Source organism: Ancylobacter sp. VNQ12 (assembly GCF_049445835.1).
Classification (GTDB): Bacteria; Pseudomonadota; Alphaproteobacteria; order Rhizobiales; family Xanthobacteraceae; genus Ancylobacter.
Genome location: NZ_JBMSDU010000014.1, coordinates 98,516 through 124,752 on the forward strand (window position 1 = coordinate 98,516; position 26,237 = coordinate 124,752).

25 protein-coding genes and 1 tRNA gene are annotated in these 26,237 nt (G+C 68.9%); 16 read left to right on the top strand and 10 right to left on the bottom strand.

Translation table 11 applies throughout. The features are described 5' to 3' along the window. Positions 1-239: 239 nt before the first annotated feature. The 4 genes from ACO2RV_RS17680 to ACO2RV_RS17695 all read left to right on the top strand — a co-directional run bounded on the left by ACO2RV_RS17680 (position 240) and on the right by ACO2RV_RS17695 (position 4,490). Entirely contained in the window at positions 240-1,415 is a 1,176-nt protein-coding gene (locus ACO2RV_RS17680) for an extracellular solute-binding protein (RefSeq protein ID WP_423295361.1), read from the top strand. Between the two features lie 81 nt (positions 1,416-1,496). Next, entirely contained in the window at positions 1,497-2,576 is a 1,080-nt protein-coding gene (locus ACO2RV_RS17685) for an ABC transporter ATP-binding protein (RefSeq protein WP_423295363.1), read from the top strand. After that, a complete protein-coding gene (locus ACO2RV_RS17690; protein ID WP_423295365.1) occupies positions 2,573-3,589 on the top strand; it encodes an ABC transporter permease in 1,017 nt (338 codons plus the stop codon). The genes ACO2RV_RS17685 and ACO2RV_RS17690 overlap by 4 nt, the downstream gene beginning before the upstream one ends. Positions 3,590-3,602: 13 nt before the next feature. After that, positions 3,603-4,490 carry an ABC transporter permease gene (locus tag ACO2RV_RS17695; RefSeq protein WP_423295367.1) on the top strand — a complete coding sequence of 296 codons (888 nt, stop codon included), beginning with the start codon at positions 3,603-3,605 and terminating at the stop codon, positions 4,488-4,490. Positions 4,491-4,571: 81 nt separating this feature from the next. Here the strand turns inward: ACO2RV_RS17695 and ACO2RV_RS17700 are convergent, their stop codons facing one another. From ACO2RV_RS17700 to ACO2RV_RS17710, 3 genes are read right to left on the bottom strand one after another with little or no spacing between them, the layout of a single operon-like run. Continuing rightward, positions 4,572-4,796 (bottom strand): glycine zipper domain-containing protein, encoded by a 225-nt coding sequence (locus tag ACO2RV_RS17700; protein WP_423295369.1) that lies wholly within the window; start codon positions 4,794-4,796, stop codon positions 4,572-4,574. 60 nt (positions 4,797-4,856) lie between these two features. Next, entirely contained in the window at positions 4,857-7,907 is a 3,051-nt protein-coding gene (locus ACO2RV_RS17705) for an efflux RND transporter permease subunit (protein WP_423295444.1), read from the bottom strand. Further along, complete coding sequence (locus tag ACO2RV_RS17710; protein WP_423295371.1) at positions 7,907-9,019, bottom strand: efflux RND transporter periplasmic adaptor subunit; 1,113 nt, start codon at positions 9,017-9,019, stop codon at positions 7,907-7,909. Before ACO2RV_RS17710 ends, ACO2RV_RS17705 begins: the two co-directional genes overlap by 1 nt. Positions 9,020-9,497: 478 nt before the next feature. Between ACO2RV_RS17710 and ACO2RV_RS17715 the strand changes: the two genes are divergently transcribed. Genes ACO2RV_RS17715 through ACO2RV_RS17745 form a run of 7 tightly spaced genes read left to right on the top strand, consistent with a single transcriptional unit; the run spans position 9,498 to position 14,947 of the window. Further along, positions 9,498-10,040: a Na+/H+ antiporter subunit E gene (locus ACO2RV_RS17715; protein WP_423295373.1), complete on the top strand. Its 543-nt coding sequence runs from the start codon at positions 9,498-9,500 to the stop codon at positions 10,038-10,040. Next, positions 10,033-10,314, top strand: a complete 282-nt coding sequence (locus tag ACO2RV_RS17720; protein WP_423295375.1) for a monovalent cation/H+ antiporter complex subunit F — start codon at positions 10,033-10,035, stop codon at positions 10,312-10,314. Before ACO2RV_RS17715 ends, ACO2RV_RS17720 begins: the two co-directional genes overlap by 8 nt. After that, entirely contained in the window at positions 10,311-10,616 is a 306-nt protein-coding gene (locus ACO2RV_RS17725; RefSeq protein WP_423295377.1) for a monovalent cation/H(+) antiporter subunit G, read from the top strand. Before ACO2RV_RS17720 ends, ACO2RV_RS17725 begins: the two co-directional genes overlap by 4 nt. Next, positions 10,613-11,542: an MnhB domain-containing protein gene (locus ACO2RV_RS17730; RefSeq protein ID WP_423295379.1), complete on the top strand. Its 930-nt coding sequence runs from the start codon at positions 10,613-10,615 to the stop codon at positions 11,540-11,542. The genes ACO2RV_RS17725 and ACO2RV_RS17730 overlap by 4 nt, the downstream gene beginning before the upstream one ends. Then, complete coding sequence (locus ACO2RV_RS17735; RefSeq protein WP_423295381.1) at positions 11,539-11,838, top strand: NADH-quinone oxidoreductase subunit K; 300 nt, start codon at positions 11,539-11,541, stop codon at positions 11,836-11,838. The genes ACO2RV_RS17730 and ACO2RV_RS17735 overlap by 4 nt, the downstream gene beginning before the upstream one ends. Beyond that, positions 11,835-13,295 (top strand): complex I subunit 5 family protein, encoded by a 1,461-nt coding sequence (locus ACO2RV_RS17740; protein ID WP_423295383.1) that lies wholly within the window; start codon positions 11,835-11,837, stop codon positions 13,293-13,295. The genes ACO2RV_RS17735 and ACO2RV_RS17740 overlap by 4 nt, the downstream gene beginning before the upstream one ends. Next, a complete protein-coding gene (locus ACO2RV_RS17745) occupies positions 13,292-14,947 on the top strand; it encodes a complex I subunit 5 family protein (RefSeq protein ID WP_423295385.1) in 1,656 nt (551 codons plus the stop codon). The genes ACO2RV_RS17740 and ACO2RV_RS17745 overlap by 4 nt, the downstream gene beginning before the upstream one ends. A 5-nt stretch (positions 14,948-14,952) precedes the next feature. Here the strand turns inward: ACO2RV_RS17745 and yghU are convergent, their stop codons facing one another. Next, positions 14,953-15,828: a glutathione-dependent disulfide-bond oxidoreductase gene (gene yghU, locus ACO2RV_RS17750; protein WP_423295387.1), complete on the bottom strand. Its 876-nt coding sequence runs from the start codon at positions 15,826-15,828 to the stop codon at positions 14,953-14,955. A 330-nt stretch (positions 15,829-16,158) separates the two neighbouring features. On the opposite strand from yghU, the gene ACO2RV_RS17755 reads away from it, so the two are divergent. Next, positions 16,159-16,392, top strand: a complete 234-nt coding sequence (locus ACO2RV_RS17755) for a hypothetical protein (RefSeq protein WP_423295389.1) — start codon at positions 16,159-16,161, stop codon at positions 16,390-16,392. 255 nt (positions 16,393-16,647) lie between these two features. After that, a complete protein-coding gene (locus ACO2RV_RS17760; protein ID WP_423295391.1) occupies positions 16,648-18,000 on the top strand; it encodes an LLM class flavin-dependent oxidoreductase in 1,353 nt (450 codons plus the stop codon). On the opposite strand, the gene ACO2RV_RS17765 is transcribed toward ACO2RV_RS17760, so the two are convergent. Further along, a complete protein-coding gene (locus ACO2RV_RS17765) occupies positions 17,997-18,980 on the bottom strand; it encodes an AraC family transcriptional regulator (RefSeq protein ID WP_423295393.1) in 984 nt (327 codons plus the stop codon). The genes ACO2RV_RS17760 and ACO2RV_RS17765 overlap by 4 nt on opposite strands. Positions 18,981-19,063: 83 nt before the next feature. On the opposite strand from ACO2RV_RS17765, the gene ACO2RV_RS17770 reads away from it, so the two are divergent. Next, positions 19,064-20,323 carry an MFS transporter gene (locus tag ACO2RV_RS17770; protein WP_423295395.1) on the top strand — a complete coding sequence of 420 codons (1,260 nt, stop codon included), beginning with the start codon at positions 19,064-19,066 and terminating at the stop codon, positions 20,321-20,323. Here the strand turns inward: ACO2RV_RS17770 and ACO2RV_RS17775 are convergent, their stop codons facing one another. The 3 genes from ACO2RV_RS17775 to ACO2RV_RS17785 all read right to left on the bottom strand — a co-directional run bounded on the left by ACO2RV_RS17775 (position 20,324) and on the right by ACO2RV_RS17785 (position 21,647). Then, a complete protein-coding gene (locus ACO2RV_RS17775) occupies positions 20,324-20,992 on the bottom strand; it encodes a DedA family protein (protein WP_423295397.1) in 669 nt (222 codons plus the stop codon). 154 nt (positions 20,993-21,146) lie between these two features. Continuing rightward, a complete protein-coding gene (locus ACO2RV_RS17780) occupies positions 21,147-21,425 on the bottom strand; it encodes a hypothetical protein (protein ID WP_423295399.1) in 279 nt (92 codons plus the stop codon). A gap of 145 nt (positions 21,426-21,570) precedes the next feature. Beyond that, positions 21,571-21,647: transfer RNA gene (locus tag ACO2RV_RS17785), tRNA-Arg, on the bottom strand. A 157-nt stretch (positions 21,648-21,804) separates the two neighbouring features. Between ACO2RV_RS17785 and ACO2RV_RS17790 the strand changes: the two genes are divergently transcribed. Both ACO2RV_RS17790 and ACO2RV_RS17795 read left to right on the top strand, forming a co-directional pair. Further along, positions 21,805-22,680, top strand: coding sequence for a thermonuclease family protein (locus ACO2RV_RS17790; protein ID WP_423295401.1), 876 nt, complete (start codon positions 21,805-21,807; stop codon positions 22,678-22,680). A gap of 43 nt (positions 22,681-22,723) precedes the next feature. Then, positions 22,724-24,211, top strand: a complete 1,488-nt coding sequence (locus tag ACO2RV_RS17795; protein WP_423295403.1) for a M48 family metalloprotease — start codon at positions 22,724-22,726, stop codon at positions 24,209-24,211. A gap of 15 nt (positions 24,212-24,226) precedes the next feature. On the opposite strand, the gene ACO2RV_RS17800 is transcribed toward ACO2RV_RS17795, so the two are convergent. Together ACO2RV_RS17800 and ACO2RV_RS17805 are read right to left on the bottom strand one after the other, a co-directional pair. Further along, on the bottom strand, positions 24,227-25,111 hold the full coding sequence (locus ACO2RV_RS17800) for an RNA polymerase factor sigma-32 (protein WP_423295405.1): 885 nt from the start codon (positions 25,109-25,111) through the stop codon (positions 24,227-24,229). A 153-nt stretch (positions 25,112-25,264) separates the two neighbouring features. Then, entirely contained in the window at positions 25,265-25,861 is a 597-nt protein-coding gene (locus ACO2RV_RS17805; RefSeq protein WP_423295407.1) for a CarD family transcriptional regulator, read from the bottom strand. Positions 25,862-26,237 lie beyond the last annotated feature (376 nt).

The window sequence follows — 26,237 nt, forward strand, 5'->3', positions numbered from 1 at the left end:
ATGCTGCAATGCGGGGCAGGGTGATGAAAACCGCGCCATGAATGGTAGGGGGCATGGCACCAGAGCGCGTGATTGACCTGCTAGCACAGCGCGTTGCGCTCTTCGTGTCGCCTTCGTGCAACCCGTCCGTCGCTTATGTGCAGCGCACGCGCCGCTGGCACGCTTCGTGCTGAACGTCTCCCGGTCCGGTCGCCCGTAGTTCGAACCGCCGGGGCGGCCTTCTCTTGGGGAAATGTGACGTGACGAAGAAGCTAGAGGCTCCCAACTCGTCCATCGAAACGCTGCTCGCGGCGCGCACCTTCACGCGCCGCGTCCTGTTCAAGGGCGCGCTCGCCGCCGGCACCATGGCCGCGGCCGGCCCCTATCTGGTGCGCGACGCCTTCTCCTCTTCTGGCGAACTGAGCCTGCTCAACTGGGACGACGAACTGCCGGCCCCGGTGATCCCGAATTTCGAGAAGAAGACCGGCATCAAGGTGAAGACCACCCCGTTCTCGCAGAACGAGGAGCAGATCAACAAGTTGCAAGCGACCGACGGCGAGGGCTTCGACCTCTGCGCCCCCACGCGCGACCGCGCCCCGCAGTTCAAGGAGCTGGGCGTGCTGGCGCCCTACGACACCTCCAAGCTCAAGCTCGACAACCTGCTGCCGGCCATGCTGGAAGCCTCCACCAGCGTGTGGACCTGGGACGGCAAGCTCTACCATGTGCCGCACTGCTGGGGCTCGGAAGCCATCGCCTGGCGCACCGACCTCGCCCCCGGCCTGACCTATGACAAGCTGAGCTACGGCACGCTGTGGGCGCCCGAGTTCAAGGGCAAGATGCAGGGCCGCCCGCACTCGCTGCTCCTCGGCATCGGCCTGTGGTGGGACAAGACCGGCAAGCTCCCGTCCAACCGCATGCTCGATGCGTTCAAGGACGAGGAGTCGATGAAGAAGATCTACGACCCGATCCTCGCCTTCGCCATCGAGAACAAGGCGCAGGTCAAGCAGTTCTGGGATTCGGCCGACAACACCAAGTCCGGCTTCATGGAGAATGGCTGCGTCATCGGCCAGACCTGGGATGGCCCGCCGCTCTCGCTGAAGAAGCAGGGCAAGCCCGTCACCTACATGGCGCCGCAGGAAGGCGCGATCTCCTGGCTCGACGGCTGGGCGCTGACCAAGGGCGCCAAGAACATTCCGCAGGCCTACGAGTTCCTCAACTACATCCACACCCCGGAAGCCTCCGCGCTGGTGGCCGACGGCTCGGGCTACAACCCGGTGGTGAAGGGCGCGGACAAGTTCCTCTCCGAGGTCGCCAAGAAGAACTTCGCCGAGGCCTATCCCGGCAATGCGCTGGACAATCTGTGGAGCCGTCCGCCGGAGCCGTCGTGGTACGCCGAGCTGCGCACCCAGTACGCCGAGAAGTTCAAGGCGGCGTGAGCCTCGTTCCAAGATCGGCGCGGCCGGGTCACGCCTGGCCGCGCCGCCGTGGATCAATGTGTCGCGTAACGAGGAGACCGCATGGCTGCCGCCGTTGAGCTTGAAGGCGTGAACGTCACCTTCGGGGATTTCGTCGCCGTGAAGGAGGCGAACCTCACCATCGAGCCGGGCGAGTTCTTCTCCTTCCTCGGCCCCTCCGGCTGCGGCAAGACCACGCTCCTGCGCACCATTTCCGGCTTCATCGAGCCGACGCGGGGCAGCGTGCGCATCGGCGGGCAGGACATGAAGGGCATCGGTCCCAACAAGCGCCCGACCGCGCTGATCTTCCAGAACCTCGCGCTGTTCCCGATGATGACGGTGGCCGAGAATATCGGCTACGGCCTCCGGGTGCGCGGCGTGCCGCGCCACGAGCGCGACGAGAAGGTGAAGAACCTCCTGATCCAGGTCGCGCTCACCGAGCACGGCCACAAGCGCGTCTCCGAACTCTCGGGCGGCCAGAAGCAGCGCGTCGCCATCGCCCGCGCGCTGGCGGTGGAGCCCTCCGTGCTGCTGCTGGACGAGCCGCTCTCGGCGCTCGACCTGAAGCTCAGGCAGCACATGCGCACCGAATTGCGCGCCATCCAGAAGAAGGTCGGCATCACCTTCATCTACATCACCCACGACCAGGGCGAGGCGCTGACCATGTCGGACCGCATCGCGGTGATGAATGCCGGGGTGATCGAGCAGGTGGGCGACGGCAAGGCGGTCTATGCCGAGCCGCGCACGCCCTTCGTGGCCTCCTTCGTCGGCGAGAACAACCAGATCCGCGGCCGCATCAGCGCGGTGGAGAACGGCACCGCCACGCTGGAGACGCCGCTCGGCACGCTGAAGGGGCGCAACCCCGTCGGGCTTTCCGCCGGAGAGGAAGCGCTGCTCTTCGTCCGGCCGGAGGCGCTGAAGCTGCGGGCCAACGGCTCCACGGTCGGCTTCGACGCCGAGACGCTGGACGTCGCCTATGAGGGCAGCGTTACCCATGTGACGCTGCGGGTGAAGACCGGGCAGAAGGTCATCGCCACGGTCAGCGGCGCCTCCGGCACGGCGCTGCCGGCGTCGGGCGAACATCTGCGCCTCGGCTTCCATGCCGAGGACGGCCTGCTGCTCAAGCGGCCGGTGCGCCCATGAGCGGCGCCGGCGGCCTCACCCTGGTCTTCGGGCTGCCGCTCGCGGTAACCCTCGTCTTCTTCGCGCTCGCCGCCTATGAGCGCCGCGCCGGCCTGCAAAACGGGCCGGGCTTCTTCCAGCGCAACGGGCTGGCGATCGGGCTCTATCTCGTCCTCGCCGTCGGCTTCTGGGCCTTCTTCATCATCCTGCTGCCGCAGCTCGCCATGGTGGACATGTCGTTCCGCCCGAAGCTGCCGCCGGCGCAGATGGGCGGGCCGAAGGATCTCTACACGCTGGAGAACTACCGCTACTTCCTGTTCGGCTCGACCACCTCGACCGCGAGCTGGAACTGGCTGCACATCAAGGCCTTCTTCCTGACCATCGGCGCCAGCGTGGCGATCACGCTGATGAACTTCGTCATCTGCTATCCGCTGGCGTTCCACATGGCGCAGTCGGCCTCGATGGCGCGGCTGCGCGTGCTGCTGCTGCTGCTCATCATCCCCTATTGGGTCAACGAGATCCTGCGCGCCTTCGCCTTCCGCGTGCTGCTGTCCTCCGGCGGCGTCATCAACCAGCTGCTGATGGGGATTGGCGTCACCTCGGAGCCGGTAGATTTCCTCGGCGCCGATGTCGGGCTCTATATGGGGCTGAGCTACGCCTATCTCTTGATGATGATCTTCCCGCTCTACAACGCGATCGAGAGCCTCGACAAGAATCAGGTCGAGGCGGCGCGGGATCTCGGCGCGCCGTGGTGGCACATCCACGCCTTCATCGTCATGCCGCATGCCAAGCCGGGCATCGCCTCGGGCTGCACGCTGGTGTTCATGCTGACGGCGGGCGCGCTGGCCGCGCCGCTGGTGCTCGGCGGGCCGCGCACGCTGTGGTTCACGCCCATCGTCTATGACCGCTTCTACCAGGCGTTCAACTGGCCGCAGGGCGCGGCCTATGCCTTCATCCTGCTGATGACCTGCATCGTCTTCGTGCTCGTGGTGCTCAAGGCGTTCAAGCTCAGTCTCGGAGAGATCACGCGATGATGGAGATCACACGATGACCGTGGGGCCGTTCCAGCGCGTGATGTTCGCGGTCTATATCGCGATCTTCTTCGTCTATCTGCTCGGGCCGCTGGCGGTGATGGGGGTCACCGCGTTCAACACGCCGCAATACCCGCAGGTCTGGCCGTTGGAGGGCTTCACCCTCGACTGGTTCAGCCTGCTCTTTGCCGACCAGGACATGATGTATGGCCTGCAGATGAGTATCTGGATCGGCCTCTTGGTGGTGGCGATCTCGGTGCCGATCGGCCTTGCCGGGGCGATCGTGATGACGCAGATCCAGCCGCGCCTCCGCTCGACCTATTACCTCGTCGTCGTCTCGCCGGTGCTCACGCCGGGCATCATCATCGGCATCTCGACCGTGGTGTTCTGGCGCCAGTTCACCGGGCAGACCGGCACGCGCTTCCTGTATGACGGCGTCATTCTCACCGTGCTCGGGCAGGCGAGCTTCATCTCGGCCTATTGCATGCTCATCATCCTGGCCCGGCTGCAACGCTTCGACCGGGCGCAGGAGGAAGCGGCGCTCGACCTCGGGGCCAGCTACCCCCAGGTGTTCTTCCACATATTGCTGCCGTTCCTCAAACCCGCACTGTTTTCGGCCGGGGTGCTGGCGTTCCTGTCCTCCTTCGAGAACTACAACACCACCACCTTCTCCATCCTCTCCGACAAGACGCTGACCACGGTGCTTGCCGGCCGCGTCCGGCAGGGCTCGACGCCCGCCATCTCGGCGCTGGCGGTGATCATCGTCGCGGCCACGCTCCTGGGCGCCATCGCCTATGAGCTGTGGAAGCGCCGCAGCGACGCGGCCGCGGCCCTGCGCCAGCGCGCGGCACAGGCCGCCGAGGAAGAGGAACTTTCAGGAAGCCCGGCGCCGGCCGCCGCCTGAAGCGGCGGCGCGTCGTCCGGACAAGCGAAAGGCCGCGCTACCCCTCGGCGGCGCGGCCTCTTGCCGTTCGCGACGCGAATGTCAGTTCGGCGAGGTCGCCGCGCCGACCACGGCGCCCGTCGCGGCGCCGACGCCGGCACCAATCGCCGCGCCGGTGCCGCCGCCGGCAATGCCGCCGATGATGGCGCCGGCGCCGCCGCCGATCAGAGCGCCGGTGCCGGCGCGCTTCTCGGTCGTGGTGCAGCCGGCAACCGCCAGCGCAAGGACGGAAAAGGCGGCGATCTTGACGGCGATGGACTTCGACATAGTCATGCTCCCCTTCAGCATGGCCGGGAACCTCTCCCGGCCATGGAATCACAAATCCATTTACGACGAGGCCTTTGCCGGCCCCGGCGCATCGCGCACGATGGTAACATAGAGCGCCGGCAGGAAAATAAGTGTCAGCACGGTGGCGACCAGCAGGCCGCCCATGATGGCAAAGGCCATGGGGCCCCAGAACACGGTCGGCGCGATCGGGATCATGCCGAGCACGGTGGAGACCGCGGTCAGCATGATAGGCCGGAAGCGCGCCGCGCTCGCCTCGATCACCGCCTCGCGCACGTTGCGGCCCTCGGCCCGCTCGGCCTCGATCTGGCCGATCAGGATCACCGCGTTCTTGATGATCATGCCGATGAGCGCGAGGATGCCGAGGATGGCGACGAAGCCCAGCGGTCGGTTGAACAGCAGCAGCGCCAGCACCACGCCGATCAGCCCGAGCGGGGCGACACTGAGCACCATGCCCACCAGCGTGAAGCGCCGGAGCTGGAACATGAGCACGGTGAGCATGATCAGGAGCATCACCGGCACCACGGCGATGACGGAGGCGAGCGACTTGGCGCTTTCCTCCACCGTGCCGCCGGTCTCGATGCGGTAGCCGGCGGGCAGCGTCTTCGCCAGTTCATCGACCTTCGGCTGGAGCACGCTCACCACCTCGTCGGGCAACACGCCCTCGGCCACGTCGGCCTGCACGGTCAGGCTCGGCACCCGGTCGCGGCGCCACACCAGCGGGTAGGTCTGCTCATAGTCGAAGGTGGCGAACTGGGACAGCGGCACGGTGCGTCCGCCGGCGATCGGCACCTGCACCGTGCGCAGCGTCTCCAGCGAGACGCGCTGCTCATCTGTGGCGCGCAGCACCACGTCGACGAGATAGATGTCGTCGCGCACCTGCGTCACCGGCGCGCCGGAGATCATGGTGTTGAGCACCTGGCCGATGGCCTCGGTGCTGAGCCCCAGCCGGCGGGCCTCGTCCTGGTTGACGCGGATGCGGATCTCGCGCGCGGGCTCGATCCAGTCGTAATTGACCAGCCGGGCGGTGGGCTCGGACGCCATGACGGCGGCGAGCTTGTAGGCGATGTCGCGCACCTGGCCGAGATCGGGGCCGATCACCCGGTACTGGATCGGCCAGCCGACCGGGGGCCCGAGTTCCAGCGGGTAGACGCGGCCGATGACGCCGGGAAACTCCTCGGCGAGGCGCTTCTCCAGCCGGTCCTGCAGCCTTTCGCGTGACGCGACGTCCTTCGCCACCACCACGGCCTGGGCGAAGAAGTCGTTGGGCAGCTGCGCGTTCAGCGGCAGGTAGAAGCGGATCGCGCCCTCGCCGACATAGGTGCTCCAGCGCTCGACGTCCGGGTCGCCCTTCAGCGCCGCGTCGAAGCGCTTCACCGCGTCCTCGGTGGCGTAGATCGAGGCGTTCTGCGGCAGGCTGATGTCGACCAGCAGTTCCGGCCGGTCGGAGGAGGGGAAGAACTGCGAGGGGATCAGCGGCACCAGCAGCAGCGCCACCACGAAGATGGCGAGCGTGGCGGGAATGGTGATCCAGCGCGCGGTGATCGCGGCGGACAGGAAGCCGCGATAGAGCTTCATGACGCGGCCGGGCTCGGTGGAAGCGCCGGGTGCGGGGGCTTTCAGGATGGCAAGCCCCATCAGCGGTGCGAACAGCACCGCCACCACCCACGACACCAGGAGCGCGATGGTGACGACGGCGAACAGCGAGAAGGTGTACTCGCCCGCCGAACTCGCGGCGAAGCCGACCGGCACGAAGCCGGCGATGGTGACCAGCGTGCCCGCCAGCATGGCGAAGGCATAGGCCTTGAAAGCGAAGACCGCCGCCACTTCCTTCGGCTCGCCCAATGCCAGCCGGTTGATGGTGGCGTCGGTCGTCGTCATGGCGTCGTCGACCATCAGCGCGAGCGCGATGATCAGCGCGCCGAGCGAGATGCGCTGCATGTCGATGCCGGCGAGCTGCATGATGGCGAACACCGCCGCCAGCGTGAGCGGGATCGACAGCGCGACGATGAGGCCGGGCCGCACGCCGAGCGCGAGGAAGCTCACCACCAGGATGATGGCGATGGCCTGCCAGAGCGATTCCATGAACTCGGCAATGGCACTCTTCACCGTCACCGCCTGGTCGGCCACCAGCTGGGCCTCGATGCCGATCGGCAGCTCGGCGGTGATCGCCTTCATCGCCCGGTCGATATTGGCGCCGAGCGCCAGTATGTCGCCGCCTTCCTTCATGGCGATGGCGAGGCCGATGGCCGGCTCGCCATTCACCCGGAACATGGGCTGGGGCGGATCGACGAAGCCGCGCCGCACCGTGGCGATGTCGGAAAGGCGCAGCATGCGCCCGTTCACCGCGAAATTGATGTTGGCGATGTCCTGCTCGGAGCCGAAGGCGCCGGACACCTGCAAGGCGAGCTTCTCGTCGCCGGTCTGGATGGTGCCGGAAGGCTGCACCACGTTCTGGCTGCGCAGGGCGTTCACCAGCGCGGAGCGGTCGATGCCGAGCGCGGCGAGCTGCTGCACGGAGAATTCGACGAAGATGCGCTCGTCCTGCGCGCCGAGGATCTGGATCTGCGAGACGTCGGGCACCTGCAGCAGCTTCGAGCGCGCCGCCTCGACATAGTCGCGCAGCTCGCGATGACTGAAGCCGTCGGCAGTGAAGCCGTAGATCAGCCCGAAGGTGTCGCCGAATTCGTCGTTGAAGCCCGGTCCGACCACGCCGGCCGGCAGGGTGTGGCGCATATCGGCGACGCGCTTCCTCACCTGGTACCAGGTGTCCTTCACCTCGGCGGCCGTGCTCGCGCCGTCGAGCGCGACGAAGATGGTGGTGACGCCGGGGCGGGTGTAGCTGCGCAGATTGTCGAGATGCGATGTCTCCTGCAGCGTGCGCTCCAGCCGCTCGGTGACTTGCTGGAGCGTGTCCTCCATGCTCGCGCCGGGCCAGGCGGCCTGCACGACCATGGTCTTGATGATGAAGGACGGGTCCTCGCTGCGGCCGAGGCGGAAATAGGAGAACAGCCCCGCCGCCACCACGATGAGCATGAAGTAGATGACGAGCGAGCGCTGGCGAATGGCCCAGGCGGAGAGATTGAAGCCCATCACGACCCCGACCCGAGCAGACGCACCGCCTGGCCCGGATGCAGCGCCTGCACCCCGGCCGTTACCACGATGTCGCCGACGCCGAGACCCGAGGAAACCGCGACCGTCGCCGGGTTGAAGCGGGCCACCTCGATATTGCGCAGCGCCACGGTCAGCGTTGCCGGGTCGACCAGCCACACCGCCGGCTGGCTGTTGAAGGCGGTCAGCGCCGAGGCCGGAATCTCGATGGTCGCCGCGCTGTCGAGCCGCACGCTGCCATTCACCGAGGAGCCGAGCCGCATGGCCGCGGGCGGATTCTCCAGCCCGATGCGGACGCGGAAGGTGCGGGTCACCGGATCGGCCTGCGGCGCCACTTCGCGCACCCGGCCCAGCGCGGTGACGGAAGAATCGTCGACAAGTGAAATGTCGATCACCGGATTGGCCGGCACGGAGCGCAGCAGCTGGGCCGGCACGTCGAACACCGCGTCGCGTCCGCCCTGGCGGGCGAGTTGCACGATCATGCGGCCGGCCTGCACCACCTCGCCCGGCTCGGCGCCGCGCGCGGTCACGACGCCCGGCGCGTCGGCGGTCAGCTCGGTATAGCTGACATTGTCTTCGGCGATCTTCAGCTGCGCCTGCGCATCGTCCACCGAGGACTGCGCGGAGCGCAGGCCCTGCTGCGCGTCGTCATAGAGCGCGCGGGTGGTGAAGCCATTGCCGAGCAGGCGTTCCTGCCGCTCATAATGGTTCTGCGCCTGCACCAGGCGGCCTTCCGCCGCCGCCAGCGCGGCCTGTGCCGAGCGCAGCGTGTTCAGCGCGTTCTGCGGGTCGAGGCGGGCGATGACCTGCCCTGCCTTCACGGCGTCGCCGACATTGACCAGACGCTCGGTCATGCGGCCGCTGACGCGGAAGGCGAGCGAGACCTCGTCCTCGGCCTGGATGTCGCCGGTAAGCGTCACCACCTGGCCGGACTGGCCAGCCTCGACCGTCACCGCCCGCACGGGGCGGATCGGCGCCGGCTCGTCGCCGTCATCCTCGCCGGAACAGCCCGCGGTAAACAGCGCGGCACCGAGAGCGAAGGCCAGCCCCGCCATGCGGACCGTCATGGAACGGGAGGAAAGGCGGGGAGCCATGTGTGTCATGCCAGGATGCCGGTTCATGTCTCGCGTTGTCATAGGAGGGGGCGAATCACCGCGACACGCCGTCGGCCGGAAATGCACGGTGCCGGTTCCGGTGGTATTTGCAATTCCCAGGGGTATAGGGACTGCAAACCCCGCTTTCCCGTCCGAAGCGTCCTATCAGTATATAACGCCGTACCGGCGTCGCTATCCGCATAAAATCCCACCTTCGTGCATTCCGTGCCAGCACTATCGCTCCGGTGCTACGGCGGACGGGGTGAAGGTCGACCACATAGACGAAATACTTATGCGGAACGCTGCGTTATTCGGCGGCCATCGCTGCAACAACTTGACGGCTGGCGGCAGGATACTGGTTCATTTCAATCGTCGCCAGCGTTGCGCGCCGCCGGGCGCCGCCGCATAAGAAACGGGAAAGGCCGTCCGCGCGCATGGGGACCTGTCGCCGATGGATCGGCACCGCCGGGAGAAAGCCATGACGGTCCAGCCGCCGAACTCCGCCGAAATGCCTCCCGCGCGCTTTCGCGGAGCCGCCATTCTCGGGCGCGCGGCGGTGCTTTACCTCGTATGGGTCGCCATGGCCGGCACGGCAGTGGCCGATCTGGCGATCGGCGTGCCGGCGGCGGCGCTTGCTACCTATGTCAGCCTGAAGCTGCTTCCACCGGGGATGGCCGGGCTGGCGCCGGGCGCGCTGTTGCGGCTCTCGCTCGGCCTGCCCGTCCGCTCGCTGATTGCCGGCATCAAGGTGGCGCGCCTCGCGCTCGGCTCGGGCCGGCTGGAGCATGCGGGCATCGTCGCCTGCCCGCTGGAGCTGCCGCCGGGCGTGGCGCGCGAGACCTTCCTGGCGCTCGCCAGCCTGCAACCCGGCTCGCTCCCGGTCGAGGAAAGGGAGGGCGGCACGGCGCTGGTGCAGGTCATCGACGCGCGCGACGACATTGCCGGCGCTTTCGCGCAGGAGCAGCGGCGCTTCGCCGTGGCGCTGCGACCGGGCACTGGTGGAGACAGCGCGGATGGCTGATTTCCTCGGGTTCGCTGCGCTTGTCCTTCTCGCCGTGGTGGCTCTCGGCCTGTTCCGGCTGCTGCGTGGTCCCGCCGCGGTCGACCGGATGATGGCGATCCAGCTCGCGGGCACCGGCTGCGCCGGCGTCGCGCTGCTGCTCGGCGCGGCCAGCAGCAGCGGCGCGACGGCCGATATCGCGCTGACCCTCGCCTTGCTCGCCGCGCTGGCGGCGGCGGCGCTGCGCTGTTTCGCCGTGCCGCCGGTCGCCGGGGCGGAGGAGCAGGAGCCATGAGAATGCTGCTCGACGCCTTCACCCTTCTCACGGTCACCGCCGGCCTCTTCTTCTTCCTCGCCGGCAGCGTCGCGCTGCTGCGCTTTCCCGATGCGCTGAGCCGGCTGCACGGCCTCACCAAGGCGGACAATCCGGGCCTGGGGCTGATCGTGCTCGGCCTGCTGGCGCAGGCGGACAGCGTCGCCGGCGCCTTGAAGCTCATCCTCGTCTGGCTGCTGGTGCAGTTCGCCAGCGCCTCGGCGGGCCGGCTGCTGGCCCGCGCGGCCCTGCGCGATGCCGCGCGCGGCGGGCGGTCCTCATGATGGTGCTCGTCGACCTCGTGCTGGTGGTGATGGTGCTGGGCGCGGGCCTGCTGGTCGTCGGCGCGCGGGAGGCGCGCGATGCGGTGTTCGGCTTCATGGCGCTGGGACTTGCGCTGGCGCTGGTCTGGGCGCGGCTCGGCGCCATCGATGTCGCACTGACCGAGGCGGCGATCGGCGGGGGCGCCATGGGCGTGCTGCTGCTGAAGCTGTCCGCCCGGCTGGGTGCGCGGGAGCGCCGCCACGGCTGGCGGCCCGCCACGCTCGTGCTGCCGGCGCTGGCGGGCGGCGCGCTTGCCGGCGCGCTGGTGCTCGCGCTGAATGCGCTGCCGGAGCCGCCGCCCAGCCTCGCTTCGGCGGCGGTGCTGAACATGCCGGCGCTCGGTCTCGGCAATGCGGTGACGGCGGTGCTGCTCGGGTTCCGCGCGCTCGACACGTTGTTGGAAAAGATCGTGTTGCTGGTCGGGCTGCTGGCGATCTGGTCGCTGGCGCCGGATGCTCTGTGGGGCGGCGCGCCGGCGCCTCTCGCCGCCCCGGCGCCCGACGGGCCGCTCGTATTGCTGGCCCGCGTGCTGCCGCCGATCGGCCTGCTCGCCGGAATCTACCTCGTCTGGACCGGGGCGGACCATCCCGGCGGCACCTTCCCCGGCGGCGTGGTACTGGCGGCGATGTGGCTGCTGCCGATGATGGCGGGGCTTGCCGCGCCGCCGCCGCTCGCCGCGCGCGGACTGCGCGCCGCGCTGGTCGCCGGGCCGGCCCTGTTCCTGCTCGCCGGCTTCGCCGGATGCCTGGTCGGCGAGGGGTTCCTCGCCTATCCCGAAGGCTTCGCCAAGCCGATCATCGTCGTGGTCGAGCTGGCGCTGGCACTCTCCATCGCCGCCATCGTCGGCTTGATGATCGCCGGCCGGGCCGCGAGGGTGCCGCGATGAGCCCGGCTTTCATTTACGCCGTTCTCGCCGCCGGCCTGATCGGCATCGGCCTGTTCGGCTTGATCCGCCATCGCGGTGGCCTGCGCCGGCTGCTGTCGTTCAATCTCATCGGCGCCGGCGTGTTCCTCGTCTTCGGCGTGGCGGCGCAGCGCGGCGCGGCCGTGGGGCTGTCGGGCGATCCGGTGCCGCAGGCCATGGTCATCACCGGCCTCGTCGTCGCCTTCGCCGCCTCGGCACTGGCGGCGGCGCTGATCGGCCGGCTGGCCGAGATGTCCGAGAATGAGCGCGAACCATGAGCGGCGGGGCCGGCTTTCTCCTCGTGCTGGCGCTGATGCTGCCGGCCATCGCGCTGGTGGCGATGTTCGTCGTGCCGCTGCGCGCGCCCGAACGTCTCGCCTATCTCGTCTATCCCTTCGGCCTCGTCAGCATTCTGGCCACCGCCTATGCGGTCGTCGGCAGCGGCGAGGCGCTCACCTACGGGCTGGGCGGCTGGGAGCCGCCACTCGGGCTCGCCTTGCGGGCCGACGGCACCGCGGCGGCGCTGATGGTGATGACGGCGCTCGTGCTGGGGCTCGTCGGCTTCTCGGCGCTGGGCAGCTTCGGGACGGGGCGCACGTCCTTCGCCTTCTGGGCGCTGCTGCTGGCGCTGTGGAGCGCGCTCAACCTCGCCTTCCTGGCGCAGGACCTGTTCACCCTGTTCGTGGCGCTGGAACTCCTGACCTTCGCCGCCGTGCCGCTGGTCAGCCTGTCGGGCACGGCCGAGACGCTGCGGGCGGCGCTGCACTACCTCCTGTTCGCGCTGACCGGCTCGGTGTTCTACCTGCTCGGCACCGGGCTGCTCTATGCGCGCTACGGTGCGCTCGACATCCCGACGCTGCGCGACCTCGTGCAGCCGGACGCGCCCACTCTCATCGCCATCGCGCTGATGACCGGCGGGCTTATGGCGAAGACCGCGGTGTTCCCGCTGCATCTGTGGTTGCCGCCGGCCCATGCCGGAGCGCCGGCGCCAGCCAGCGCGGTGCTGTCCGCCCTCGTCATCAAGGCACCGTTCGTCCTCATCGTGCGGCTATGGTTCGAGCTGGTGCCGGCGCCCGGCGCGGCGGCGGGGCTGCTCGCCGGTTGCGGCGCCGCCTCCATCCTGTTCTGCTCCGTAATGGCGCTGCGCCAGGCGCGGTTGAAGCTGATGATCGCCTATTCGACGGTGGCGCAGGTCGGCTACCTCTTCCTCGTCTTCCCGCTGGCGGCCGGGCCGGCGCCGTGGGAGACGCTGGCCTGGAGCGGCGGCCTGCTGCAACTCGCCGCGCATGCCTTCGCCAAGGCGGCAATGTTTGTCGCCGCCGGGCGCATCACTGAGGCGCTCGGCCATGACCGCATCGACGGGCTCAACGGGGCGGCGAAGGCGGCGCCGATCAGCGTCTTCGCCTTCGCATTGGCCGGGCTGTCGCTGGTCGGCCTGCCGCCGAGCGGCGGCTTCAACGCCAAGGTGATGCTGCTGACGAGCGCGGTGGCAGCGGGGCAGTGGTGGATCGCGCTCACCATCCTCGCCGGTGGGGTGCTGGCGGGCGGCTATGTGTTCCGGGTCATCGGCCGGGCGATGGCGGATGAGGAGGAGGGCACTGTCCTGACACCCGTGCCGGGCCTTCGCGAGATCGCCCCGCTGCTGCTCGCTTTGTGTGCGCTGGCGCTCGGCTTCATCCCGCTGCAACCCTTCGCCTTCCTCGCCATCGGCCACGAAACCGGGGTGCTGCCATGAACGCGCCGTTCGGCGGCACGCTGACCGGCGGCGGGCTGCTGCTCGCGGCGACGCTGTTTCTGCCGCTGCTGCTGGCGGGCGCCGCGCTGAAGCCCGTCATCCGCCGCCGCGCGCTGGATCTCCTGCCCGTTGCACCGCTGCCGGGCCTGCTGGCGGCGCTGCTGGCGCCGGGCGAGCGGCTGCTCGTGGCGCCCGATCCCATGCGCATGGTGCTTGCCCTCGACACGCCGGGGACGGTGCTGCTCGGCGGGGCTTCGCTTCTGTGGCTGGGCGCCGGGCTCTATGCGCGCACCTATATGCGCGAGGATCCGAGGGCCGGCAGCTTCGCCATCTGGTGGCTGCTGACGCTCGCCGGGAGCCTCGGCGTGTTCATCGTGGCCGATGTCGCCAGCTTCTATCTCGTCTTCGCGCTGGCGAGCCTGCCCGCCTTCGGACTGGTGGCGCATGAGAAAACCCGGCGGGCCGAGCGCGCCGGCTTCTGGTACATGGCACTGGCGATGCTCGCCGAGGCGGTGCTGCTGCTCGGCTTCGTGCTGATCGCCATGGGCGGGGAGGGCAACCCGCTGATCCGCGACGCGGTGGCCCGGCTCGCCGCCTCGCCCCATGCCGGCCTCACCGTGACGCTGCTGGTCATCGGCTTCGGACTGAAGATGGGGCTGGTGCCGCTGCACGTCTGGATGCCGCTCGCGCATCCCGTCGCGCCGATGCCGGCTTCGGCGGTGTTGAGCGGCGTTATTGTCAAGGCCGGTGTGATCGGTCTCATCCGCTTCCTGCCGCTGGAGGTCGGGTTGCCGGGCGCCGGCACCGTGCTCGTCGCACTGGGCCTCGTGACGGCGTTCTATGCGGTGCTGGTCGGCATCACCCAGACCCACCCCAAGACCGTGCTGGCCTATTCCACGGTGAGCCAGATGGGCGTGGTCGCTGCGCTGATCGGTGCCGGGCTTGCCAGCGCCGCGCCGCTGACCGGGGCCGTCGCCGCCTTCTACGCGCTGCACCACATGCTGGTGAAAGGCGCGCTGTTCCTCGGCGTCGGCATCGTCGCGGCAGAGGGGCGGCGCATGCGCAGCGTCATGATGGTAATGGCCGTGCTGGCGCTGAGCCTCGCCGGCCTGCCCTTCACCAGCGGCATGCTGGCGAAATATGCCGCCAAGGAGCTGATGGGCGACGGCACGGTGGCGCTGCTGGCGACGCTCTCGGCGGCTGGCAGCGCGCTGTTGATGCTGCACTTCCTGCGCCTGCTGCCCCGCATCGCCGAGGCGAAGGCCGGCGAGACGCCGCCGGCCGGGCTCGTGCTGCGGTTGACGCTTCCTTGGGCCGGCATCGCCCTCGCCTCGCTCGCACTGCCCTGGGCGCTGTTCGCCCCCGTCACCGGCCTGTCGCCGGCCACCATGCTGGGCGCCGCGGCGCTGTGGAAGGCGACATGGCCGCTGCTGCTCGGCGGGTTGCTGTTCCTGGTCCTGCGCCGCTGGGGCAACAGGCTGCCCATCATCCCCGAGGGCGATGTGGTGGTCGTTCTCGAGGCGGCGCGGCCCGCCATTGCCCGGCTCGGCGCGGCGGTCGAGCGGACGGACGGCGTGCTCCGGCAATGGCCGGTCGCCGTCGGCCTGCTCGCCGTCATCGTCCTCCTGCTGGCGACCGCGCTGCCAGGCTGAACGCTTCAGCCCGCCGCTGCCAGCTTGTCCTGCGTCCTCAATTCGAAGTCGCTGGCGTCATGGCGTTCGCGCAACTGCTCGGCGGGCTCACCGGAGAGGCGGTTGACGATGCGACCGCGCCGCACCGCCGGCCGTTCCAGCAGAGCGTCGGCCCAGCGCTGCACATGGGTGTAGTCCTTGACCGACAGGAACTCCGCCGCGCCATACTGCAGGCCCTTCGCCAGCCCGCCATACCAGGGGAAGATGGCGATGTCGGCGATGGTGTAGTCGGGGCCGGCGACATAGGCGCTCTCGGCGAGGCGGCGATCCAGTACGTCGAGCTGACGCTTCACCTCCATGGCGAAGCGGTCGATGGCATATTCGATCTTGCTTGGGGCATAGGCATAGAAATGGCCGAAGCCGCCGCCGAGATAAGGCGCCGAACCCATCTGCCAGAACAGCCAGGACAGCGTTTCGGCGCGCGCGGCCGGCTCGCTGGGCAGGAAGGCGCCGAACTTCTCCGCGAGATAGAGCAGGATGGCGCCGGATTCGAACACCCGGACCGGCTTTTCGCCGGAGCGGTCCAGCAGTGCGGGAATCTTCGAATTGGGGTTCACCGCGACGAAGCCCGAGCCGAACTGGTCGCCCTGGCTGATATTGATGAGCCAGGCGTCATATTCGGCGCCGGCATGGCCGAGCGCCAGCAGCTCCTCCAGCAGGATCGTCACCTTCTGCCCGTTCGGCGTACCCAGCGAATAGAGCTGGAGCGGGTGCCTGCCGACCGGCAGTTCCTTCTCATGGGTCGGGCCGGCGATCGGGCGGTTGATGTTGGCAAATGCGCCGCCGCTCGCTTTGTTCCAGGTCCAGACCTTGGGTGGGACGTAGTCGGTCGTGTCGGTCATGCGTGAGCTCCGGGGGATCGATGAGAGGCGGGCGGGGCGACGATGTCGCGGCCGGGGTGCACGCGACATTTTCGTCAGCCTCTCCTCCACATATTGCGGCGCAGCGGTTGCGCAAGCACGGCCGGGCGGGAAAGGGCGAGCGGAGGCGCCCGCCGCCGTCGCGCCAGGGTCATCCTGACCATGCGGCATCGCATAGACCAAGATATGAGCGGCTAGCGCGAACGTGGCGAGCGGGTAAACGCCAGGGCGATGGGGCCGGATGTCCTCGGTCGCTAGTCTTTCTCCATCAGCCCGGACGTCGAAAGCGTCCGTCGAAATTGGAGAAAGACCATGAACGCCAAGGCCCTCATCCTCGTCGCCGTCTCCGGCCTCATCGCTTTCAGCGCGGTTTCCGCCAATGCCGCCCAGCGTGCCGCCGCGCCGGCCCGGCCGCAGGCCGGCTACGCCTTCCCGCTGTTCGAAGGTCGCAACGCGGCGAACGCGCCGTCGCTGCTGGCCGCCGCCGCCCGCAACACCGATGCGGCGATCCGCATCGAGACCCACTACGACATCCACTCGCGCTGATCCGCGCTGAAGAGCCCGTCTTCCCCAAATCGTCCGTCACGTCGGCGCCCGCTCGGGCGCCGATCTTGTCTGGGCTCGCTATGGGCTTGCCGCCGCAGACATCACGGCAAAATTGATGGATCGCTTCGGCATCTCGCCTGTTCGCCCCGCCTTGCCGCGCGCTAGTCTGCCGGCAACGCGCCCTGTCCCACGTGCCGGACGGGGCTTCGACCATTGGCGATGACGGCCCGTCCCGGCGGGCCGCGAGGATCATCCATGACCAGCCAGAAGCAATTGCGGCTCGGGGCCTTCATGCGGCCGGTGAGCCTTCACACCGGCGCGTGGCGCTATCCCGGCGCCTGGCCCGACGCCAATTTCAACCTCGCCCATCTGGCGCGGATGGCGCAGCGGCTGGAGGCGGCGAAGTTCGACGCCTTCTTCATGGCCGACCACCTCGCCGTGCTGAACATGCCGGTCGAGGCGCTGAAGCGCAGCCACACCGTGACCTCGTTCGAGCCGTTCACCCTGCTCTCGGCGCTGGCGATGGCGACCTCGCGGATCGGGCTCGTGGCGACGGCCTCCACCACTTTCGATGAGCCCTATCACGTCGCCCGCCGTTTCGCCTCGCTCGACCATATCAGCGCCGGGCGGGCGGCCTGGAACATCGTCACCACCTCTAATCCGGACGCCGCGCTCAATTTCGGCCTTGATGATCATATGGAGCATGACGAGCGCTATGTGCGCGCCCGCGAGTTCTATGATGTCGTCACCGGTCTGTGGGACAGTTTTGCCGACGACGCCTTCACCCGCGACGTGGCCTCGGGCCTCTATTTCGAGCCCGAGCGCATGCATGTGCTCGACCACAAGGGGACGTACTTCTCCGTGCGCGGCCCGCTCAACATCGCCCGGCCGGTGCAGGGCTGGCCGGTGATCGTGCAGGCGGGGTCCTCGGAGGCGGGAAAGCAGCTTGCGGCGGAGACCGCCGAGGCGGTGTTCACCGCGACGCCGAACCTCGCGGCCGGGCGCGCCTTCTACGCCGATGTGAAGGGCCGGCTCGACAAGCTCGGCCGACCGCGCGACCATCTGAAAATCCTGCCCGGCGCCTTCATCGTGGTCGGCGACACGGTAGAGGAGGCGCGTGCCAAGCGGGCGGCGCTCGACGGCCTGGTGCACTACGCCAGCGCCATCGCCTCGCTCTCCATCGCGCTCGGCCATGATGCCTCGCGCTTCGATCCCGACGGGCCGCTGCCCGACATTCCCGAGAGCAATGCCAGCCAGAGCGCGCGCGAGCGGGTGGTGGGTCTCGCCCGCCGCGAGAACCTGACCGTTCGCCAGCTCGCTTTGCGCCTCGGCGGCTATTCCGGCCTCGCCTTCGTCGGCACGCCAGCCACCATCGCCGACCAGATGGAGGAGTGGCTGTTCACCGAAGGGGCGGACGGGTTCAACGTGATGTTCCCCTATCTGCCCGCCGGGCTCGACGACGTGGTCGACAAGGTGGTGCCGGAACTGCAGCGGCGCGGCCTGTTCCGGCGGGAGTATGAGGGCACGACGCTGCGCGAGCATCTCGGCCTGCCGCGCCCGGAAAACCGCTTCTTTCCGGCGGATGACGCGACGGTGAAGGCGGGTTAGGGCCGTGCCCGCACCGCGCCGGGCGCCTGCCCGGTGACGCGCTTGAAGGCGCGGGCGAAGGCGGCCTGCGAGCCATAGCCGAGCCGGTGCGCCGCCTCGTCGATCGGCAGCCGCTCCCGCCCGATCCACTGCATGGCGAGCCGCATCCGCAGATCGGTGAGGTAGCGCAGCGGCGTCATGCCGGTGACGCCAAGGAAGCGCTCGGCGAAGACCGAGCGCGAGGCCCCCATTTCGGCGGCCAGCTCGGCGACGCTCCAGTCGCGGCCGGGGTCGCGGTGCACGGCGGCGATGACCCGCCCGAGCCGGGGGTCGCGCAGCGCCGCGACCCAGCCCGAGGCGTCGCCGCAGCCGCACTCCACCCAGGCCCGCACGATGAAGGCGGAAACCACGTCCGCCAGTCGGGCGAGGATGCCGGCGAAGCCCGCGCGGTCGCCGCGCGTCTCGCGCTCCATGGCCTCCAGCATCGGCAGGATTTCCGGGTAGCGCGCCAGCAGCGTGCCGACGAACATCTGCTCCGGCATCAGCGCCACCAGCGGGCTCATGCCGCCGAGATCGAATTCCATGCAGCCGCTGAAGATGAGCGTGCGGCCCGAGGCGCACTGATCCTTCGCGCACGAGCTGATGGCGCCGACGCTGGCGCAGAGCGGCTGCACCGCGAAGGCGCCCACATCCCGGCATGGCAGCTCGGGCTCCGAGATAAGATCGTGCAGTCCCCCGCGCGGCAGCAACACGGCGTCGCCCGTCGCCATGGCGTGGACGATGCCGTCGGGGCGGCGCAGGAACACCGGCCCGCGGGCGATGAAATGGAACTGCGCGCGGCCTTCCTCCGTGCCGAAGCGCACGCCGAAGGGCGGCGACAGCTCGATTCGGCGATAGTCGATGCCGACCAGCCGCATGCCCATGAGCAGCTCGCTCACCACGTCGGCCAGCGGGGCAGCCGGTGCGTCGGTCGTAGCATTGCCGGACGATTGATCAATCATATCGGCGTTGATGGCATATATCGTCCGGCGAATCCAGCCTAGCACTGCTGCAACGCAACAGCTTGGCTGGAAGAGGATCACCCATGAGCGACACTTTGCCGTGGCAGGAGGAGGCGTCGATTGCCGATGCCGCCCTGCTGGACGACGTTCCCCCACCCGAGTCCGCCTCCCTGGTATCGGCGACCTTCGCGCCGGCCTGGGCGGCGGTGGGCTCGATGACGCTCGGCGTGTTCGGGCTGGTGACGGCGGAATTCCTGCCCGCCAGCCTGCTCACGCCGATGGCGGCCGATCTCGGCATTTCCGAGGGTACGGCCGGGCAGGCGGTGACCGCCACCGCCACGGTGGCGCTGGTCGCAAGCCTGCTGGTCTCCGCCGCCACGCGGCGCATCGACCGGCGGCTCGTTCTGCTCGCCTTCACCGCGCTGCTGGTGGTCTCCAACCTGATCGTCGCCTTCGCACCGGACCTCACATTGCTGCTGCTCGGGCGGGTGCTGCTCGGCGCGGCGCTGGGTGGCTTCTGGGCGATGTCGGCGGCGCTCGCCATGCGCCTGGTGCCCGAGCCGATGGTGCCGCGCGCGCTGTCGATCATCTTCAGCGGCGTCTCGGCGGCGACGATCTTCGCCGCGCCCGTGGGCAGCTATCTCGGCGACCTCATCGGCTGGCGCTCGGTGTTCCTCATCGCTGCCGTGCTCGCGGCGCTGACCTTCGTCATCCAGCTCGCCACCCTGCCGAAGATGGCGCCGACCGGCACGGCGCGGCTGCGCACGCTGATCGACGTGCTGCGCCGGCCGGGCATTGGCGTCGGCATGTTCGCTGCCATGCTGGTCTTCACCGGCCATTTCGGCTTCTTCACCTATATCCGCCCGTTCCTGGAGACGGTAACGGGCGTCGGCATCAATGCGGTGGCGGGCATTCTGCTCGGCTTCGGGCTGGCGAATTTCGTCGGCACGCTGGCGGCCGGGCCGATGCTGGAGCGCAGCCTCGGCATGTCGCTGCTGGCCGCGCCGGTGCTGATGTGCGCGCTTGGCGCCGGCCTCGTCGCGCTGGACAGCACGCCGCTGGCGGACACGCTGATGGTGGCCGGATGGGGCTTCGCGTTCGGCATCGTGCCGGTGGCGTGGTCGACCTGGCTCACCCGCGCCGTGCCCGATCAGGCGGAGAGTGCCGGCGGACTGCTGGTCGCCGCCGTGCAGTTCGCCATCTCGGTCGGCGCGGCCGGCGGCGGGGCGATCTTCGATCTGCGCGGGGCGACCGGCGTGTTCAGCGCGGCGAGCCTGGTACTGCTGGTGGCGGCCTTCATGGTGGTCGCCGGCGTACGCCCGCGCCTACGGCATCTTGCCTGATCAGGGGCGGGCCGTGGAGGCGGCCCGCCTTCCCGCGCGCGGGCGGCGGGCGACGCGGCTTTTGATGACCTTGAGGGCGGCACCAGTGACAACCAGCATCACCACCGTCAGCCCGGCCATCCACAACAGCCAGCTCGCGCCGCTGTCTGCACCGACCAGCGCGGCGCCTTCCGCCGCGACCCAGCCGGGTGCCAGCATCACAGGCGCCCACACCGCCGCCGATGAGACATTGGCGAACTGGAAGCGGCGCTGGTCCATGCGCATCATTCCGGCGACCAGCGGGATGGTGCAGCGCACCGGACCGAGAAAGCGGCCGAAGAAGATCGAGGCGAAGCCGAAGCGGCGGAAGAACAGCCGCGCCTGTGCCACCTGCGGGCGATAGCCTTGCAGCGGCCAGCGGTGCACGATGCGCGGGCCAACCCAGCGGCCGAGCCAGTAGGAGACGATGTCGCCCGCCACCGCGCCGGCGATGGCCCCGCCGATGACCGGGATCGGCTGCACGACGCCGGAACCGATGAGCCCGCCGATCGCCAGCATGAGCGCGGTGGCGGGAATGACGAGGCCGAGCAGCACGAGCGACTCGCCGAAAGCGATGACGCCGACGATGAAGGGCACGAGATATTGGTGGCTCCGCATGAGCTGAGCCAGATCGGCGGCGATGGTCTCCATGGGTCCCCGCTGCGGCGATGAGGACGTCGCCGGCAACCGGGGTGGCTGCCTGACTCTCATCGGCCGACGTTCAATGCCAGACGTTCGCGTTGCATCTTGGGAGGGATGATGGCGATCGCAAGGCCGCTCCTGCCGTTGGGGCAGGCGTGCGCGCTTATTCGGCCATGATCTGCGGCACGCCGCAATTGGGCGGTGCGCAATCCGGCAGCTTGATCTTCGCCGCCTCGCCTTCGGGAGGCGGGCCGGGGAGCGGCACCAGTTCGCCGGTCAGCGGCGAGGGTTGGTCCGGACCGGGATTCAGCGTCTCTGGAGGGTTGAGCGGAAAGGCCGGGGGATTGCCGGTGGCGCCGGAAATGCCGTTGACATCCTGGGCCAGCGCTGGCGTGAGCACCATCGCGGTCGCCAGAAGTGCAGCGCAAAGCGTGGTCTTCATCGCCATCTCCTTCGGCAGGCTTGCAGCTCGACGCTATCATCGAGCGCGGCGGTGAAAAAGGCCCGCCTTCCTGCCGAAAGCGAAGAGACGTATCCCGGCAGACCCCGAACGTCGCGCCGGATCGTGGAAGCGCCGCAGGTTCCGGTGGCCTCCCGGAAGGGAATCGAACCCCTGACCCCAGGTTTAGGAAACCTGTGCTCTATCCTGCTGAGCTACCGGGAGTGACCGCCGGTACATGACCTCAATCGGGGTCCGGGATCAAGAGCCCCCGGTCCGCAGTCCTGCTGCCGAACATCGCATGGGAAGCCGCCCGCAGCTGCGCTATCATCCCCGGTGAAGGACGTGCCGACGGAAATGTCATGGTGGACGGGGCGCAGTGATGTCGTCGCAGGCCAGCAAGACCGGGCCGGACATGATCCGGGTCGAGACCATACCCGTTGTGCCCGGGGCGGCAGGGGCTTCGTGCGCCCGGATTCTGGCCGGTGCCGCGAGGGCTGCCATTCTCGGCATGGGTTCGCTCGTGGTCATTGCCGCCTGCCCGCCTGCCCATGCCGGTGAGAAATGCCCGGACAATTTCGCCGCGCCCGTGCAGGTCGTGGCCGTCGACGGGTTCGGCGATCTCGCGCTGGCGGACGGTTCGATCGTCCGGCTCGCCGGGCTTTCGGCATCCGGCGGGGACGCGGCCGAGTTGCGCCGAACGGCGGCGCTCCGCGAGGCCGCGCTCGGTCGCGATGCGGTTCTCGCGCGGGCCGAGACGGGCAAGGACCGCTACGGCCGTAGCGCCGCACTGGTGCGGATTGCCGACCAGACGACGACGCTGCAGGCCGCGCTGCTCAGCGAGGGGCTGGCGCTGGCGCGGCCCGAACCAGGCTATCTCGGCTGCATGGACGCGCTCCTCGCCGCCGAAGCGCCGGCGCGCCGTGGCAGGCGCGGGCTCTGGGCGGAACTGCCGGTCGCGGCCCGCGATGAGGCAAGCGCCGGCGCGCGCGTGGGGCAGTTCACAATTCTCGCAGGACGCGTGCTTTCGGTTGGAAACGGAAAGCAGGTGGATTACCTCAATTTCGGCCCGGTTTGGCGGCAAGATTCCACGGTGAGGCTGGGAAAGCCGGTGCGTGCCGCCCTTGCACAGGCCGGCGTGCCGCTGGAGTCGCTGTCGGGGCAGTGGCTTGCGGTACGCGGCGTCGTGGTCGAGGCGGGTGGGCCGGCGATCGACGTGCGATGGATCGAACAGCTGGAGCTGGTCGGCGCGCGATGATGGGACGAGAGCAGGCGGGAAACGGGTGAGGACGCCGGGGAAGATGGGGGCGCCGGGCAAGGCACAATGGCTGCGGCTGTTGGGGCTGGCGGGTCTGCTTGTGCTGTCGGTCGGGCTGTCGGCCTGTGCCGGTCTCCAGGAGCCGGCCACCGCCGACGCCAAGGCGGCCACATCCGCGCCTTCGCTCGAAGACACCATGACGCCGTCGCAGCGCAAGGAGCACGAGCGGCTCGTCGCCTCCTATGGCGGTGCCTACAACGATCCGAAGCTGCAGGCGGAGATCCAGCAGATCGTCACCCGGCTGGTGGCGGCCTCCGAGCGGCCGGACCTGCATTACCGCGTCACCATCCTCAACTCGCCGGCGATCAATGCCTTCGCCCTGCCGAACGGCTCGCTCTATGTCACGCGCGGGTTGCTGGCGCTCGCTTCCGACAATTCCGAGCTCGCCTCCGTGCTGGCGCATGAGATGGCGCATGTGATCGCCAACCACGCGGCGACGCGCGAGGACCAGATGAAGCAGGCGGTGCTGGTCAGCCGCGTCATCTCCGATGTGGTGAACGATTCCGATCTCGGCGCGCTGGCGCTGGCGAAGAGCCGCATCTCGCTCGCCAGCTTCTCGCGCGGGCAGGAGCTGGAGGCGGACGCCATCGGGGTGGGCATCAGCGCGCGCGCCGGTTTCGATCCCTATGGCGCCGAGCGCTTCCTCACCACCATGGGTCGGCAGGCGAGCCTCAAGTCTACCGCCACCGGGCCGAACGCCAACAACGACCAGCAGAGCGACTTCCTCGCCAGCCATCCGGCGACCCCCGAGCGCATCTCCATCGTGATGGCGAATGCGCGTGAATACGCCTCGCCCGCCAAGCCCGGCGAGCGCGACCGGACGCAGTATCTCGGCGCGATCGACGGGCTGGTGTTCGGCGACGATCCCAAGGAAGGTTTCATCCGCGGTCGGCGGTTCTTCCATCCCAAGCTCGGCTTCACCTTCACTGCGCCCGAGGGCTTCACGCTGGAGAACACCTCGCAGGCCGTGCTCGGCGCCACCGCCACCGGTCGCGAGGCGCTGCGGCTCGATGCCGTGCGGGTGGGCGGCGACCAGAGCTTGGCCCAGTACCTGTCCTCCGGCTGGATCGACGGCGTGGAGGTCTCGTCCGTCGAAAGCCTGGTGCTGAACGGCTTCCCGGCGGCGACGGCGGTGGCGCGCGGCGAGCAATGGTCGTTCCGCATGTTCGCCATCCGCTTCGGCAGCGATGTCTACCGGCTCATCTTCGCGGCGCGCGAACTCACGCCCGAGCTCGACGCGCAGTTCCGCGAGGCGGCCGAGACCTTCCGGCGCGTGTCGATCGAGGAGGCGGAGAACGTCAAGCCGCTGCGCATCCGCATCGTCAAGGCGGGGATCACCGACACCTCCGAGAAGCTGGCGGGCAAGATGGACGTGCAGGACCGCGCGCTGGAGCGCTTCCTCGTGCTCAACGGGCTGGAGAAGGGCGACAAGCTCGCCTATGGCGAGCAGTACAAGATCATCGCTGAGTAGGCTCGGGCGGGTCGCCTAGGCTGGTCCGAACGCGCCGCGCGGCACGTCGGGGCCTTGCGTCAGGGCGATGCGCAGCTTTTCCAGTGCCCGGCTCTCGATCTGGCGGACACGTTCCTTGGAAATGCCAAGCCGGGCGCCCAGCGTTTCCAGCGTCTCGCTGTCCTCGTTCAGGCGGCGGGCCTGGATGATGCGGATCTCGCGCTCGTTCAGCGCGCGCAGGGCGCGCCGCAGCCAGCGGCGGCGCCGCTCGCCGTCGATCTCGATCGAGGCCTGCTCGTCCGGCAGCGGATCGGTCGCCACCAGCTGGTCGAGCCGCTCGCCACCTGCCTCGTCGTCGTTCACCAGCGGGGCGTTGAGCGACAGGTCGGGAATGTTCAGCCGCGCATCCATGCGGGCGACTTCGACCGGATTGACGCCAAGGCTGCGGGCGATGGTGGCGTGCATCTCTTCGCGCGGCAGGAAGGTGCCGTTCTCATTGGAGCGCTCCAGCCGGGCGCGCATGCGGCGCAGATTGAAGAACAGCGCCTTCTGCCCGGAGGAGGTGCCGCCGCGCACGATGGACCAGTTGCGCAGCACGTAATCCTGGATCGCCGCGCGGATCCACCAGCTTGCATAGGTCGAGAAGCGGACCTCGTGGGCGGTCTCGAAGCGCGCCGCCGCCTCCAGCAGGCCGATATGACCCTCCTGCACGAGGTCGGACATGGGCAGGCCGTAATTGCGGAAGCGACGGGCAATGGCGATGGCGAGGCGCATATGCGCGCGCACCAGCACATGCAGCGCCGCCTCGTCATGGGTCTCGGCCCAGCGGCGCGCCAACTGGTACTCCTGCTCGCGATCGAGCAGGGGAATCCTCATGGCCTCTCGCGCCAGCCGGGAATGGCTGTCGGCCGGCTCGCTCATGCGCTGCTCCCGAACGCTTCATGGACGACGGCGTACCAGGAACGTAACGCGGCGGGTGTGCTCCGGGTTCCCCGGCGCAGACGCAGGCTCGGGCAAACAAAAAGCCCGGCGCGAGGCCGGGCTTTGCGTGGTTCGATAAGGGGGCGCGGCGCCTCAGGCGGCGGCTTCCTCGGATTCTTCGTCGCCGGCCTCGATCTCGGCTTCCGCCTCGCCCTTGCCAACGCGGCGCGGGCCCTTGAGCAGGTTCGCCTCGATGACCTTGATCGCTTCGGTCTCGGTCAGATTGTCGACGGCGCCGAGCTCGCGGGCCATGCGGTCGAGCGCGGCCTCATAGAGCTGGCGCTCGCTGTAGGACTGCTCGGGCTGCGCCTCGGAGCGGTAGAGGTCGCGCACCACCTCGGCGATGGCGACGAGGTCGCCGGAATTGATCTTGGCCTCATATTCCTGCGCGCGGCGGCTCCACATGGTGCGCTTCACGCGGGCGCGGCCCTTCAGGGTCTCCAGCGCCTTCTTCATGATGGTGGGCTCGGAGAGTTTGCGCATGCCGACGGTAGCGATCTTCGGCACGGGCACGCGCAGCGTCATCTTGTCCTTTTCGAAATGGATGACGAAAAGCTCAAGCTTGAAACCCGCGACTTCCTGTTCCTCGATCGCCGTGATGCGTCCGACGCCGTGGGACGGATAGACGATGTGTTCTCCCGTCTTGAAACCCTGGCGGATGTTGTTGGACGGCTTCTTCGTCGACGTCATTGCGTGCCTGCTCCTGGGTCTCGGTCCTTCGGCGACGCGCCACCTCGGCCCGCCGTCGCCCCGGGAGCTCAGCTCGCGGGGACAAGAAACACCCCGGCTCCAGCGGATGCCGGAACCGTACTTTCAGCCGTCGACGGAAAACTCAGGGAAGTCCGGCGCGCGACCGCACGCTGGATGGAAACCCGACATCAATTCCGGGAAGGGCGCTCCGGTCCGGGAGCGTTGCACCATGGCAAACCCAATCGACTGCACGAGCAGCTTATAACACAAAATATGCAGAAATCAAAATAGTGTTGCGATGCAACGCGCGCGCGACCGCGCTCGCGAGCCATGTCGCGGCGGTCTATGCTTATCGCGCTTGGCTTCCCAAGGGAAG

Coding starts and splice junctions, on each gene's coding strand:
- ACO2RV_RS17695 (WP_423295367.1), top strand. CDS start 3,603: ATGACCGTGGGGCCGTTCCAGCGCGTGATGTTCGCGGTCTATATCGCG.
- ACO2RV_RS17690 (WP_423295365.1), top strand. CDS start 2,573: ATGAGCGGCGCCGGCGGCCTCACCCTGGTCTTCGGGCTGCCGCTCGCG.
- ACO2RV_RS17795 (WP_423295403.1), top strand. CDS start 22,724: ATGGGGGCGCCGGGCAAGGCACAATGGCTGCGGCTGTTGGGGCTGGCG.
- ACO2RV_RS17720 (WP_423295375.1), top strand. CDS start 10,033: ATGGCTGATTTCCTCGGGTTCGCTGCGCTTGTCCTTCTCGCCGTGGTG.
- ACO2RV_RS17760 (WP_423295391.1), top strand. CDS start 16,648: ATGACCAGCCAGAAGCAATTGCGGCTCGGGGCCTTCATGCGGCCGGTG.
- ACO2RV_RS17740 (WP_423295383.1), top strand. CDS start 11,835: ATGAGCGGCGGGGCCGGCTTTCTCCTCGTGCTGGCGCTGATGCTGCCG.
- ACO2RV_RS17765 (WP_423295393.1), bottom strand. CDS start 18,980: ATGATTGATCAATCGTCCGGCAATGCTACGACCGACGCACCGGCTGCC.
- ACO2RV_RS17715 (WP_423295373.1), top strand. CDS start 9,498: ATGACGGTCCAGCCGCCGAACTCCGCCGAAATGCCTCCCGCGCGCTTT.
- ACO2RV_RS17685 (WP_423295363.1), top strand. CDS start 1,497: ATGGCTGCCGCCGTTGAGCTTGAAGGCGTGAACGTCACCTTCGGGGAT.
- ACO2RV_RS17710 (WP_423295371.1), bottom strand. CDS start 9,019: ATGGCTCCCCGCCTTTCCTCCCGTTCCATGACGGTCCGCATGGCGGGG.
- ACO2RV_RS17730 (WP_423295379.1), top strand. CDS start 10,613: ATGATGGTGCTCGTCGACCTCGTGCTGGTGGTGATGGTGCTGGGCGCG.
- ACO2RV_RS17790 (WP_423295401.1), top strand. CDS start 21,805: ATGTCGTCGCAGGCCAGCAAGACCGGGCCGGACATGATCCGGGTCGAG.
- ACO2RV_RS17770 (WP_423295395.1), top strand. CDS start 19,064: ATGAGCGACACTTTGCCGTGGCAGGAGGAGGCGTCGATTGCCGATGCC.
- ACO2RV_RS17745 (WP_423295385.1), top strand. CDS start 13,292: ATGAACGCGCCGTTCGGCGGCACGCTGACCGGCGGCGGGCTGCTGCTC.
- ACO2RV_RS17725 (WP_423295377.1), top strand. CDS start 10,311: ATGAGAATGCTGCTCGACGCCTTCACCCTTCTCACGGTCACCGCCGGC.
- ACO2RV_RS17780 (WP_423295399.1), bottom strand. CDS start 21,425: ATGAAGACCACGCTTTGCGCTGCACTTCTGGCGACCGCGATGGTGCTC.
- ACO2RV_RS17800 (WP_423295405.1), bottom strand. CDS start 25,111: ATGAGCGAGCCGGCCGACAGCCATTCCCGGCTGGCGCGAGAGGCCATG.
- ACO2RV_RS17735 (WP_423295381.1), top strand. CDS start 11,539: ATGAGCCCGGCTTTCATTTACGCCGTTCTCGCCGCCGGCCTGATCGGC.
- yghU (WP_423295387.1), bottom strand. CDS start 15,828: ATGACCGACACGACCGACTACGTCCCACCCAAGGTCTGGACCTGGAAC.
- ACO2RV_RS17805 (WP_423295407.1), bottom strand. CDS start 25,861: ATGACGTCGACGAAGAAGCCGTCCAACAACATCCGCCAGGGTTTCAAG.
- ACO2RV_RS17775 (WP_423295397.1), bottom strand. CDS start 20,992: ATGGAGACCATCGCCGCCGATCTGGCTCAGCTCATGCGGAGCCACCAA.
- ACO2RV_RS17700 (WP_423295369.1), bottom strand. CDS start 4,796: ATGTCGAAGTCCATCGCCGTCAAGATCGCCGCCTTTTCCGTCCTTGCG.
- ACO2RV_RS17705 (WP_423295444.1), bottom strand. CDS start 7,907: ATGGGCTTCAATCTCTCCGCCTGGGCCATTCGCCAGCGCTCGCTCGTC.
- ACO2RV_RS17755 (WP_423295389.1), top strand. CDS start 16,159: ATGAACGCCAAGGCCCTCATCCTCGTCGCCGTCTCCGGCCTCATCGCT.